Source organism: Ruoffia tabacinasalis (assembly GCF_042652985.1).
Classification (GTDB): domain Bacteria; phylum Bacillota; class Bacilli; order Lactobacillales; family Aerococcaceae; genus Ruoffia; species Ruoffia tabacinasalis.
On the sequence record NZ_JBHSHQ010000009.1, the window covers coordinates 46,357 to 58,865 of the forward strand.

At 37.6% G+C, this 12,509-nt stretch carries 13 protein-coding genes; 1 reads left to right on the plus strand and 12 read right to left on the minus strand.

Annotation, left to right across the window (positions count from 1 at the left end; genetic code table 11):
• Positions 1-31: 31 nt before the first annotated feature.
• The 9 genes from ACFO5Y_RS01710 to ACFO5Y_RS01750 form a co-directional block, all read right to left on the minus strand.
• The gene (locus tag ACFO5Y_RS01710) at positions 32-262 is read right to left on the minus strand and encodes a YkuJ family protein (protein ID WP_138404844.1); all 231 of its coding nucleotides are present in this window, start codon (positions 260-262) and stop codon (positions 32-34) included.
• Between the two features lie 162 nt (positions 263-424).
• On the minus strand, positions 425-1,621 hold the full coding sequence (locus ACFO5Y_RS01715; RefSeq protein WP_138404855.1) for a glycosyltransferase family 4 protein: 1,197 nt from the start codon (positions 1,619-1,621) through the stop codon (positions 425-427).
• A gap of 100 nt (positions 1,622-1,721) precedes the next feature.
• Positions 1,722-2,255 (minus strand): biotin transporter BioY, encoded by a 534-nt coding sequence (locus tag ACFO5Y_RS01720; RefSeq protein ID WP_197104510.1) that lies wholly within the window; start codon positions 2,253-2,255, stop codon positions 1,722-1,724.
• Entirely contained in the window at positions 2,256-3,260 is a 1,005-nt protein-coding gene (locus tag ACFO5Y_RS01725; protein WP_197104511.1) for a biotin--[acetyl-CoA-carboxylase] ligase, read from the minus strand.
• A gap of 98 nt (positions 3,261-3,358) precedes the next feature.
• On the minus strand, positions 3,359-5,083 hold the full coding sequence (gene ptsP / locus ACFO5Y_RS01730) for a phosphoenolpyruvate--protein phosphotransferase (protein WP_197104512.1): 1,725 nt from the start codon (positions 5,081-5,083) through the stop codon (positions 3,359-3,361).
• Positions 5,083-5,349, minus strand: a complete 267-nt coding sequence (locus tag ACFO5Y_RS01735; protein ID WP_138404840.1) for a phosphocarrier protein HPr — start codon at positions 5,347-5,349, stop codon at positions 5,083-5,085. The genes ptsP and ACFO5Y_RS01735 overlap by 1 nt, the downstream gene beginning before the upstream one ends.
• 171 nt (positions 5,350-5,520) lie before the next feature.
• Positions 5,521-7,104 (minus strand): peptide chain release factor 3, encoded by a 1,584-nt coding sequence (locus ACFO5Y_RS01740; RefSeq protein WP_197104513.1) that lies wholly within the window; start codon positions 7,102-7,104, stop codon positions 5,521-5,523.
• Positions 7,105-7,195: 91 nt separating this feature from the next.
• Complete coding sequence (locus tag ACFO5Y_RS01745; RefSeq protein WP_197104514.1) at positions 7,196-7,846, minus strand: DivIVA domain-containing protein; 651 nt, start codon at positions 7,844-7,846, stop codon at positions 7,196-7,198.
• A gap of 96 nt (positions 7,847-7,942) precedes the next feature.
• Complete coding sequence (locus ACFO5Y_RS01750) at positions 7,943-9,001, minus strand: M42 family metallopeptidase (RefSeq protein WP_197104515.1); 1,059 nt, start codon at positions 8,999-9,001, stop codon at positions 7,943-7,945.
• Between the two features lie 102 nt (positions 9,002-9,103).
• Here ACFO5Y_RS01750 and ACFO5Y_RS01755 point away from each other — a divergent pair, with 102 nt between their 5' ends.
• Entirely contained in the window at positions 9,104-9,550 is a 447-nt protein-coding gene (locus tag ACFO5Y_RS01755; protein WP_138404836.1) for a GNAT family N-acetyltransferase, read from the plus strand.
• 61 nt (positions 9,551-9,611) lie between these two features.
• Here ACFO5Y_RS01755 and mgtE read toward each other — a convergent pair whose 3' ends face one another.
• From mgtE to ACFO5Y_RS01770, 3 genes are read right to left on the minus strand one after another with little or no spacing between them, the layout of a single operon-like run.
• The gene (mgtE, locus tag ACFO5Y_RS01760) at positions 9,612-10,976 is read right to left on the minus strand and encodes a magnesium transporter (RefSeq protein ID WP_197104516.1); all 1,365 of its coding nucleotides are present in this window, start codon (positions 10,974-10,976) and stop codon (positions 9,612-9,614) included.
• Positions 10,963-11,877: an RluA family pseudouridine synthase gene (locus tag ACFO5Y_RS01765; RefSeq protein WP_197104517.1), complete on the minus strand. Its 915-nt coding sequence runs from the start codon at positions 11,875-11,877 to the stop codon at positions 10,963-10,965. Before ACFO5Y_RS01765 ends, mgtE begins: the two co-directional genes overlap by 14 nt.
• A 27-nt stretch (positions 11,878-11,904) precedes the next feature.
• Positions 11,905-12,498 carry a thioredoxin family protein gene (locus ACFO5Y_RS01770; protein ID WP_197104518.1) on the minus strand — a complete coding sequence of 198 codons (594 nt, stop codon included), beginning with the start codon at positions 12,496-12,498 and terminating at the stop codon, positions 11,905-11,907.
• Positions 12,499-12,509: the final 11 nt, after the last annotated feature.

The window sequence follows — 12,509 nt, forward strand, 5'->3', positions numbered from 1 at the left end:
ATAATTTATTGGGATTATTTACTGAGTTTATTTAACCTAATAATTCGTAAATTTCAATTGCTACTAAATCGATATCATCGAAACGGTAAGTTGTTCCTCGTTGACTATCTGATAATTCGAATGCTTTATCATCTGCATGATAAGTTACTTGGCATTTTTCAACACCATCTAATTCAAAACGGCGAACCTCTGGTTCACTATTATTAGCATTTACCATAGCTTCTAAGCGTTGGATAATACCTGTCAAAACTGAAGTTTTCATAGTTGATTCCTTTCGTTAACAGAATTGCTCAATATGTGAGCAGCAAAACTAAACTAGGTTAGTTTTTCAATATAGTATATGTTAACAAAATGCTTTGAAATTGCAAGAAGTTACATAAACTATTTTCGATAAATTCTTATTTTTCTACATCTACTACATAAGTTACGTATTACTCCACGGTTCTTTAAACTCACTTAACATTCTATCAAAGAAATTTGAGCGTGACTGATCTGTATTTTGAATAATATCGTCATAAAACGCATAAACATTCTCTGCAAAGCGTTCAGCAGAGATGCTTTCTAATGAATCAGGATTAATATTCTCAATTTCACCCGCGTATTTCTTATTTAGATATTTAACAATCGCTTCTGATAATGACCCATTTGGTGCATAGAGTTGTCCGAATTCTCCTGATTGAATAATTAAGTTTAAGTAATCATTTTCCTTCGCCACAATTGGCAATCGATTCGCGATTGACTCTAAGTAAGTTAAACCTTGTGATTCTGATTCACTCGCATTTATGTATAAATCGGCCATTTGGTAATATTGATTGACTTCATTATGTGAAATTTCACCAATGAAGTGAACATTCTCCAATTCAAATCCTTTAGCAATGGTTTCTAGCGTCTCGCGGTAAGGTCCGTCTCCGACTATGACTAAATGAGCCGATGGATACGCTTCTTGAACCGCCGGAAATGCCATAATAACCTCGTCTAAAGACTTCTCTTTCGATAAGCGTGATAAAGATAGTAATACCGGTGCTTCTTGTGGAATATTCAATTTCTTACGCATCATCGGACGGTAATCTTCGTTGAATTCTGGTAAAAGAACGCCGGTTGGAATAATGCGCATCGGCGCTTCAACACCATAGTCTTTTAACGTTGCATAAGTTAATTCACTTGGTGTAATCACTCCGTCTGCTTGTCCACAGAATACTTTTGAAAACCAACGTACGTGTTGTCGTTTAATTAAACGCCCATCCCAAATGTAGTGAGTGTAATTTTCATACATCGTATGATAAGTATGAATCGTCGGAATTTTTAATCTGCTTGCTACGTATTTACCTGCTAAACCTAAGCTGAATTCTGTATGTGTATGGATTATATCTAAGTCATATTCTCTCGATATCTTCACACATCGATCTAAACCACCAAAAGCTATTCGGCGATCTTCAAAACTCGCAAAAGGTATACTTGGTAATCTAACTACGCCATTTTCTGGCCGTGCTTCTGGATCTGATGTTGTAAATATTATGACTTCATGGCCAACTTTTCTTAACTGATCACAAAGTATCTTGATTGAAGTCGATACTCCACTTACTTGTGGAAAATATGTGTCAGTAAACATGCCAATTCGCATCAAATACCCCTCTCAACTATAATTTCTCATATAAATTATAGTACTTTTTAAAGTGTAGACCTATTGTATCACAAGGTATTTTCAATGTGTAGATTTACATTTATAAGATACGTTTAAGTCTCTTATAGATAAAGATGGCTAGGAATGCCTTAAAGATATCTCCAGGAATAAAAGGAATGAGTCCTAGTTGTAAAACATGCGTAAAACCAGTCTCAATATTTAATACATTTCGGAAAATAATATACATGTAACTTAAACCGATAATATACAAAATGATCGTTCCAATTAATGTGATGCCAATGAGCTTCGAATTCGTTTCAGTTTTCAAATGTTGTTTGAGATAACTAATAATAAAACTCACTGGTATAAAACCAATCGCAAAACCAAAGGATGGTGACAAGAAAGACCCGAATCCTCCACTTCCTCCACTAAATACAGGCAGTCCGAAAAGACCAATGATTAAGTATATCAACGTAGTTAATCCAGCATAATTTGGTGTTAATACTAGCCCTATCATTAATACTGCAAACGTTTGTAGAGTTAAAGGGACAGGACCAAATGGAATCGTTAGTTGGGAACAAATAATTAGCAAAGCTAGCATTAGTGCCATTTGTGTCAGTTGTCTTGTCTTCATTTAGTTACCTCTCTTAGCAAACTGACTACTAGAAAGATGTATTTCTTGTCCGAATAATTCATCAAACTCACCTGAAGGTAACTCCACTAATAAATGGCCCTCATCGTTTATTCCTCGAATAATCCCATGTCTTTCCTCAGCTTTAACGGTATACGTCACAGGCTTGTTAATTCCTAATAAATGATTCGAATAGTAAGGTATATATTCTTTCTTATCAATCTCTTTAATATAAGTTAGGAGACGATTGACGTAAGTTGCGAGTAATACATTTAAGTTTAATTCTCTAGGTAACTCGCTTCCGTATAAGGTTCCTGCAACACCTTGTGTCAACTCATCAGCTTCATCGAAGTCACCTGCCAGATTCAGCCCTAAACCTATAACAACCGATGTAATCTGGCCACTTTCGATATCACTAATCGCTTCGCATAGAATCCCACTGACTTTTTTACCTTCATAAAATAAATCATTAACCCACTTTATATCTATTGCTTTCCCTGTTACTTCTTCAATGGCTTCTGACATCGCAGTGGCAGTTGCAATGGTAAAAAGCGGAATATGCTCTGGTCGTGTTTGATTCACTGGTACAAGTAAAGATGAGTAAAGTCCTTCTTTGATCGTAGAATGAAAGCTCTTACCGTACCGGCCTCTTCCTTTCGTTTGCTTTCTAGAGATCACATATTTACCTTCGTTCGGATGGTTAGCTGCATGTACTTTAGCGACATCATTGGTTGATGTGACTTCATCATAGTAAGTAACTTTTAAGTCTGGACCATTTTCCTCTAAGAGTATCTTTATTTGCTCCGGATCAATACCTTTTGAACTTTGAATGTACTGATACCCTTTTCTAGGGATACTTTGAATCACATAACCTTGATCACGTAACTCTTCGATTGCTTTCCAAACAGCACTTCGTGTGACAGCAAATCCAGCGGCTAATTCTTGTCCTGAGTGAACTGTGCTGTTCCCTTCAGAAAGTTTCTTTAATAATTTATTTTTTAGTGTCATCTTTTACTCCTTTGGTCAACCATATATTATTTTCGGTTGACGTATAGTGAATAATAAAATCCTAGGCTAAGTTAATAACCTAGGATGTTTTATTAAATTTATTTTGTTGCTTCTTCAACTAATGCGACAACTTCTTCTGATGATGTACATTCATTAATTGCTTTTTCAGCTAATGCTTGCATATCAGTTAAGTTTAAGCGTCTCACTAAACTACGTGTTTTTAATACACTTGAAGCACTCATAGAGAACTCATCTAAGCCTAATCCAAGTAATAATGGTACAGCCGTTTGATCTCCGGCCATCTCACCACACATACCTGTCCATTTACCTTCAGCGTGTGAAGCATCAATCACGTTCTTAATTAAACGTAGAATTGATGGATTATATGGTTGGTATAAGTAAGAGACACGTTCATTCATACGGTCTGCTGCCATTGAATATTGAATTAAGTCGTTTGTTCCGATACTGAAGAAGTCAACTTCTTTGGCGAATTGATCCGCTAGCATTGCTGCAGCAGGAATTTCAACCATAATACCAATTTGAATATCTTCTGAAACTTTTACACCTTCAGATAATAATTCTTCTTTAACTTCTAGTAAGAATGCTTTTGCTTCACGGAATTCTTGTAAAGTAGCAATCATCGGGAACATAATACGTAATTTACCATGTACAGATGCACGTAGTAAAGCACGTAATTGAGTTTTGAACATATCTTTCTTGTCTAACGAGATACGAATTGCTCGGTATCCTAAGAATGGGTTCATCTCTTCTGGCAATTCTAAATATGGTAACTCTTTGTCTCCACCAATATCCATCGTACGAACAACAACTGCTTTACCATCCATTGCTTCTAGCACTTCGCGGTATGCGTCGTATTGCTCATCTTCAGTTGGGAAGTCAGAAGAATCCATATATAAGAACTCAGTACGGTATAAACCAATCGCTTCGGCACCGTTCTCAAGAACAGCCGTCACGTCTTTAGGCGTACCAATGTTTGCAGCGAGTTCAACTGCGTGGCCATCTTTAGTTTCTGATGGTGAATCCACAAGTTTAGCCCATTCTGCTTTTTGTTCTTCAAAAGCTTGCGCTTTCTCTTCGTATTCTTTAACTTGTTCTTCTGTCGGGTCAACAATAATATGACCTTCCATTGCGTCAACGATAACTAAATCGCCATCTTTAACTTGAGATACAATTGAGTTTGTTCCAACAATTGCAGGAATCTCTAAAGAACGCGCCATGATTGCCGAGTGAGAAGTACGTCCACCAATATTTGTAACGAACGCTTTCACAAACTGCTTGTTTAATTGAGCAGTATCACTTGGTGTTAAATCATGTGCAACAATAACAACTTCTTCGCTAATTGTCGCTGGGCTTGGTAATTTAACGCCTAATAAAGCAGCGAGAATACGTGTTGAAACGTCTTTAACGTCTGCAGCACGTTCTTGCATATATGCGTTATCTTCCATTGCACTAAACATTTGAATGAACATGTCACTCACGTCGCCTAATGCAGCTTCAGCGTTGATTCCTTCGCTCGATACTTTTTCTCTCACTTGTCCAGTAAATTCTGGGTCAGATAAGAACATTAAGTGAGCATCGAAAACTTGCGCTTCCTCTTCACCTAATGATTTTTCAGCAATTGAGCGAATTTGAGTGATTTCAGCTGTCGCTTGTTCAACCGCTTTATCAAAGCGAACTGCTTCTGCTTCAGCATCTTCCACTGTAGTGCGATCAAAAGTTAAATCTGGTTCTGTTAATAGATACACTGGTGCAATTGCAATACCATCACTAGCAGCAATCCCAGTAACTTCGATTTTTGTCATTATGCAGATAATCCTTCGTTTTTCATTGTCTCTGCAACAGCTTCAATGGCTTCTTTTTCGTCGTCACCTTCAGCAGTGATTACAACATCAGCACCTTGCCCAACACCTAAAGACATAACCCCCATGATAGACTTAAGGTTAACTGATTTACCTTTATACTCTAAGTTAATGTCTGAAGCAAATTTACTTGCCGTTTGCACCAATAATGTCGCGGGACGTGCGTGAATCCCAGTCTCAGCAATTACGTTAAATTCTTTCTTTTCCATTCGAAAAATCTCCTTTATAAATGAAATTTTAATACGAGTTTCAATAAATAAAACTCTTACATATATAAGAATACCATTTTTTAAGCGTTTCAACAATATAAAACTATCGATTTATAATCTTTAATGTTTAAAGATGCCTTTAATGTATAAGTTAGCAACGATTAACTGTGTTTACAATAGTTGTTCTAACTCAATATCTGGATATTTATCTTGGAACCAACGCTCAGCAAATTGATTCTCAAATAAGAACACTGGAGCACCAAAGCGGTCACGAACTAGTAAGTTACGACTTGAAGACATACTTGGATCCAAATCTTCCTCTTTAATCCAACGTGCAATTTTACTCCCCATTGGAGTCATATCAACTTCGGCATTATATTCATTCAATAAGCGGTATTGGAAGACTTCAAATTGAAGTTGTCCAACGGCACCAATAATATATTCTTCCGTATGATATGTTTTGTATAACTGAATCGCACCTTCTTGAACTAATTGTTCAATTCCTTTGTGGAATGATTTTTGTTTCATAACATTTCTCGGACTTACTTTCATGAACATCTCAGGCGTAAATTGTGGTAGAGGTGGGAAAGCAACAGCCTTCTTTCCTGAATACAAAGTATCTCCAATTTGCAGATTTCCTGTATCATATAGACCGATAATATCTCCAGCAACGGCTGTACTCACTTCTTCACGAGTATCTGCCATGAATTGAGTCGTATGAGCCATGCGTATCTTCTTTTGTGTACGGTTTAAGGTCACATTCATACTCGGTTCAAACTGCCCAGAAGCAATCCGAATAAAGGCAATACGATCTCGGTGTGCCGGGTTCATGTTTGCTTGAATCTTGAAGACAAAGCCTGTGAAGTCATCTTCAACTGGGTCGACTTCATCGCCACTTTCAAGTTCAATCGCTTCCGGTGCTGGCGCTAACTCTACGAAAGCATCTAAGAATGTTTGAACACCAAAACCAGTTAAAGCTGATCCGAAGAAGACGGGCGTTAACTTACCGTTAGCAATCTTGTCTAAATCAAATTCATTTCCTGCTTCATGCAATAATTGTGCATCTTCTAAAGCTTGAGAATAGATTGATGATTCTTTAAACGAATGCTCACCTTGAGCTTCTCCGTCCTCATCTAAAGGAATAAAGATATCATCTTCTTCCTCATCATTTCCTCTTAATTCAACTCGCTCATTATATAAATCATAAAGACCGATTAAATTACGTCCCATACCCATCGGCCAATTCATTGGGTACGCATCAATACCTAAGACCTCTTCCAATTCAGCCACTAACTCTAAGGGCTCACGACCATCACGGTCTAATTTGTTAATAAAGGTAAAGATTGGAATTCCACGGTGACTTACAACTTCGAATAATCGTTTCGTCTGTGGCTCAATCCCTTTACCAGAGTCAACAACCATAACTGCCGCATCCACGGCCATTAATGTACGATACGTATCCTCTGAGAAATCCTCATGTCCCGGTGTATCGACAATATTAACTTGATGTCCGTCATAATCTACTTGCATCACCGAACTGGTTACAGAGATCCCTCTTTGTTTCTCGATCTCCATCCAGTCAGATTTTGCGAATTTGTTTGATTTTTTACCCTTTGCCTTAACTGTCCCTGCTTCACGTATGGCTCCACTGTATAACAGCATTGCTTCGGTAATGGTTGTCTTACCCGCATCCGGATGGGAGATAATCGCAAATGTCCGTCTTCTTTTGACTTCTTGCTCTAAATTATTTACCAAATAGTTACTTCCTTTCGTTATTGTCCGTTTCAAAAAAATGGAACAATGCAATGTGATTGAGTTCATCATTGCATTGTTCATAACATAAAAATTATCCGTTTAGTGTTCTCAACTCGATTAATTTTTTCTCGATATTACGTTCAGGTCCTTGAGTTTCTTTTGAAGCTGCATCATTGGCAATCACTTCATGAATTAATTTCTCTAATTCACGTTTCTCTTCATCTGTTAAAGTACTCTCAGAGACTGACCCTTCGTCGCTTTCTTTGCGTTTTTCAACTTTGCCATCTGAAAATTCGTTAATCTGCATCGTAAATTGATCCACTTCACTTTTAGGGAATAGTGATTCAAAATCTGTGCCATCAATAAACTCTGATACTTGATCAACCATTTCACGCATTTCGTCTTTCATGAATGTTAAGCGATCTCTTAAAGCATTCCCACCATTCAATAAATCATTTCCACGATTAATTGTTTCCTCTTTTAATTGAGTTGCTTGCTCATTCGCTTTACTAATGATTTGTTCAGCTTGTCCAGCTGAATCTTCGATTATTTGTGAACCTTTTTGTCTTGCGTCAACGATTCCTTCTTTTAGGGCTGACTCTAATTCGATATAGGTCGCTAGTTGACTTTCTAAGCTTTCAATCTTCTTTTCCAATTCGTCAATTTTACTTGTCTGTTGACTCATCATCGAATCTACTTGACTTGTATTATAGCCAAATAAACTTTTCGATATATCTACCACTCATATCACTCCTCTACACTCTAACTCTCACTATGTTATGTACTTCTTATAGTAGCAAATTTCAAGGCATTTTACACGTTCTTTTTACATATTAATTTAATCAATCATTTCTGATTCTAAATAACTTGCAATTAATTCATATGTAGCGTCTACAGATTCGAAGTGAGTGCGCTCGTAAGCATGACTAGAATCAATGCCTGCTCCGATTAAACCGTGACGAACATCTGCCCCAGCTCTCATGGCTGCTGATGCATCACTTGAATAGAATGGGTAAATATCTAATTGATATTCAATATCATTTGCTTTACATAATTGAACGAATTGATTACGTAAGCCTAAGTGATATGGACCAGATCCATCTTTCGCACAAATCGACACACTATATTCATCCGTCCGTTGGTCATCGCCCATGGCTCCCATATCTACCGCAAGATATTCTTTCACTTCAGAAGCAATATTAGAATTACCTCCATAACCAATCTCTTCATTGGTTGAGATATAGAAGTGCGTCGTATGTGCTAAATCAATCTGATTACGATGAATATTCTCAACTAATTCAATTAATAAAGCAACACTGACTTTGTCATCTAAATGACGTGATTTAATAAAGCCTTCGTCTGTAATAGTAGCTCTTGGGTCGAATGAGATAAAATCTCCCACTTGAATACCAAGTTTTTCAACATCTTCTTGGTTCTTCACTTTATAATCTAAGCGAATTTCCATATTGTCTTGATTACGTTCTGCTGTACGCGCATCTTTATAGACATGCACACTCGTTTGGTGCATGAGGATTGTTCCGTTATACTCTTTATCTTCTAAACTTGAATGAACGGTACAGTATTCCCCTTCAATGGCGTTAAATGTAAAGCCACCAATCAAATCAAGTTTTAAGCGACCATTCGGTTTAATCGCACGAACCATTCCACCTAAAGTATCCACATGAGCTGTCACAAAGCGATGACTTTCCTTATTCTTACCATCGATACTTACAAGTAAGCCACCCTTGGGCGTCACTTCATAAGTTACACCCATCTCATCGAACAAGCCACAAATATAATGGATAATATCTGCTGTATAGCCCGTTGGAGATGGAATCGTTGTTAAGTTTTTTACATTTTCTAATCGTTTTTTTGATACTTCTTTTATTTCTGTCATAAAAACACCCTTTGCTCATTGTATTTATATTCTGTATTATAGTAAAATAACGTCAATAATGTCACTGTGATTAATTATACATGAAATCGTGGAGGGTTTTAAATGAAATTTACTTGGGTATTAGATGGAGACACTTCAAAATTAAAGGACGCATTCGATATTCGTAAGAAAGTCTTTATTTACGAACAAAATGTTGATCCAGGACTTGAATTAGATGGTTTGGATCAGCAATTAATTCACCTAATTGGATATATTGACAATCGTCCCGTCGCAACGGCACGAATCAATCTTAATGACGCTAAGACAAAAGCAAAGATCCAACGTGTGGCAGTTCTAAAAGAACAAAGAGGTCAGCGCTTAGGATTTAAATTGATGGAAGAAATTGAAAGATGGGCAAGAGAAACTAACCCTTCCATTGAGGTACTTAGCTTATCTGCTCAAGATCCAGCTATCCCCTTCTATGAGAAATTAAATTACGCAATCACAAATGAAGAAGGCTACTTGGATGCCAACATCCCTCATCATGACATGGAAAAACAAATCAATTAAAAAACGACCCTTTGACTATTTTTTAAACCAGTCAAAGGGTCGTTCTTTTTTGTGTATTGCTTTAAATAATTGCTGATAAGAATAATTGAGCAATACTAAAGTAAATAAATACTGAAGTTAAGTCACTCAGTGTTGAAATAAATGGTCCACTCGCAACTGCAGGGTCAAAACCAAGTCTGTCCATAATCTTCGGTATAAATGAACCTGCAAGATTCGCTACGATAATTGCAGCCATCATCGCAATTCCAATGACCGCTCCTAGAACAAGGTTTTGTTTCCAAACTAAGACGATTAACATCACGGTAATTCCGACAATTAATCCAGTAATCGCACCGGTAATTAATTCAAACATTATTGAAGAAAAGAAATTATCGTCATCGTATTTATTTGTTAATTTCCTTACGGCTACGGCCAGTGACTGCGTCCCAGCATTCCCGGCAGTACCTGTAATTAAAGTAACAAAGGCGGATAAGACACTTGCTTCAGCGATTAGCGCATCATACCGACTAATTAAAGTCGCTGTTCCCATTCCTAAGAATAGTAAGGTTACTAGCCAAGGTAGACGACTTCTTGCTGCTGATAGTGGCGTGTCATGGGTCTCTCTAACGTCAACCGCCGCTAAACCAGAGTAGTCACTATCTGCTTCATCTTGCATAACATCTAAGACATCATCAACCGTAATAACACCTAATAATTCACGGTCAAAACCAACAACAGGAAGCGCTAAAAGGTCATAATCTTGAACCATTTTGGCTACTTCTTCTTGATTATCATTTACTTGAACCGAAATCACACGGGTATTCATCACATCATGAATTAATTTATCTTCATCATTAATGATTAAATCTCTCAGTGAAATAACCCCAACTAAACGGTTATTCTCATCAACGACATACACATAGTAAATCGTCTCTGCTTTAATCGCTTGCTCTCTCAATCTGTGATAAGCGGCACCTAAGGTTGATTCTTCCTGAACAGAGATAAATTCTGTCGTCATAATCGCCCCAGCGGTCTCGTCTAAGTAATTAATCAATGAACTGATTTCGCGAGCATTTTCAGCTGGCATTAAATTCATGTAGATATTAACGCGGTCGCGGTCTTTTAAATTATTCAACACATCCACGGCATTATCGGCATACATCTCACCCAGAACTGTCGCAGCATAGGGATGTGACATCTCATCAAAGTAGACATCGATAGTCTCATCTTGCGATTCAAGCAAGTCAAACACATCCGCTAATTCTGAAGGAGATAAATATTGATAAATCTTTTCACGATCCTCTTTTTCCAAATTCGCAAATATCTTACTTTGCTCATAATTATGTAAGGCTAGATACTCGGTTCTAAATCGAGTCATCCGGTTTTCGTTCAATAATTTTTTAAACGTTTCAATACTCTCTTCAAGAGATCTTTCAAATATCTCCATATTCTATCTCCCCTTTTCTGATATTTAACCACGTGTGCATATCTTCAGGAATCGCTTGGGTAATGTGGATGTCATCACCTGTAAAAGGATGAATAAATTGTAACTCACCACAATGCAAGGCTTGTCTTGAAATCACTGAATCTTTTACCCCGCCGTATAAATCATCCCCAACTAAAGGCCCACCTTTGTGAGCTAAGTGAACTCTGATTTGATGCGTACGCCCTGTATGAAGTTGCATTCTAAGTAGGCTTGCCTCTTCCACTTGTTCTTTTAACCAAAATTCTGTTAAAGCGGCTTGCCCATCTGGGTCCACAATCCGACTGATGATTGATTCAGGATTGCGCCCAATCGGTGCGTCGATATAACCATGCTTGTCCCAATCCACTTTATGTGACAAACCGTAATAAATTTTAGTTAAACCTTTACTCTGAATCATACGATCCATGTAAGCATGGGCAAGTCGGTGTTTGGCAATCAACATCAATCCGGTCGTATCACGGTCTAAACGAGTGATGATATGAATCACTTGGTCTTTATATTCTTCTCTTACATAATAACCTTTAATGCGATTTGCCATCGAACTATCTGGATTCTGCTTTGAAGGAATGGAGACCGAAGCACTCGGTTTGTTCACAATCAAGAAATCACGGTCTTCGTATACGACATCAATTGGAATGTCTGACGGTGCCACTGTCTCATGCCCGTGTTCATCCGGGGCAATGAGTGTTAACACGTCCCCTTGGTTTAAGGTCGCTCTCACGGTCACTTCTTCTTGATTCAGTAAGATTTGCCCGCCGTTATGCTTCACCGCTTTTACAAAATTTCTTGGAATCCCTTCAAAGTGTAAAAAGCGTTTAATCGTTTGTTCTAAAGTATCTTGATACTCCCATGTTAAAATCACATTATCTTCCTAACTTGTTAAAATTTTCTATTGGTATTCTTCAGTATAGAGCGTGAAGAATTGTTCAATTTGTTCCATAGATGACTCATGACTGATTCGCTCTTTTGCTTCGCCATCTTCCATCACTAAGACATAAGGAACAGTCTCGACACCGAATGTTTGCATGGCTCCTTGGAAGGTCGCATCTTGTTCGTGTGCTCGAGTATTATAGTAATAGATTGGAACGTTTAATTCACTAGCAATTTGGTTAATCTTTGGTGAGAAAGCTTTACACCAAGGACATTCATCAAAGCCAATATATAATAAACTCGCTTGTTCACTCGTCATTTGAAGAAACTCAATATAATCTGCTTCTGCTTGAACTGCTTCGATCTGTGAATAATCCACAGGCGATTGTGTCCCTTCTGCATATGTTCCTATCTTATATAGGGATTCATAAATCATTCCTTTAGCGTCCTCATTCATAGTTAAGAACGTCGTATCTTCTGGAATAGTGACAGGCGCATTGGTTCGTTCAACTCCAGCGAGTGCTGTATGTTCAAACTCTTCGGCTTGACTACTACACGCCACTAACAAACCAATCGTCATAACTAGGCCAATAACTTTCAAAAATCGTTGCATCTGTAAAATTC

Bases quoted from the DNA above. Each gene is read 5' to 3' on its own strand.
- ACFO5Y_RS01710 (WP_138404844.1), bottom strand. From the start codon at position 262: ATGAAAACTTCAGTTTTGACAGGTATTATCCAACGCTTAGAAGCTATG.
- ACFO5Y_RS01715 (WP_138404855.1), bottom strand. From the start codon at position 1,621: ATGCGAATTGGCATGTTTACTGACACATATTTTCCACAAGTAAGTGGA.
- ACFO5Y_RS01720 (WP_197104510.1), bottom strand. From the start codon at position 2,255: ATGAAGACAAGACAACTGACACAAATGGCACTAATGCTAGCTTTGCTA.
- ACFO5Y_RS01725 (WP_197104511.1), bottom strand. From the start codon at position 3,260: ATGACACTAAAAAATAAATTATTAAAGAAACTTTCTGAAGGGAACAGC.
- ptsP (WP_197104512.1), bottom strand. From the start codon at position 5,083: ATGACAAAAATCGAAGTTACTGGGATTGCTGCTAGTGATGGTATTGCA.
- ACFO5Y_RS01735 (WP_138404840.1), bottom strand. From the start codon at position 5,349: ATGGAAAAGAAAGAATTTAACGTAATTGCTGAGACTGGGATTCACGCA.
- ACFO5Y_RS01750 (WP_197104515.1), bottom strand. From the start codon at position 9,001: ATGACAGAAATAAAAGAAGTATCAAAAAAACGATTAGAAAATGTAAAA.
- ACFO5Y_RS01755 (WP_138404836.1), top strand. From the start codon at position 9,104: ATGAAATTTACTTGGGTATTAGATGGAGACACTTCAAAATTAAAGGAC.
- mgtE (WP_197104516.1), bottom strand. From the start codon at position 10,976: ATGGAGATATTTGAAAGATCTCTTGAAGAGAGTATTGAAACGTTTAAA.
- ACFO5Y_RS01770 (WP_197104518.1), bottom strand. From the start codon at position 12,498: ATGCAACGATTTTTGAAAGTTATTGGCCTAGTTATGACGATTGGTTTG.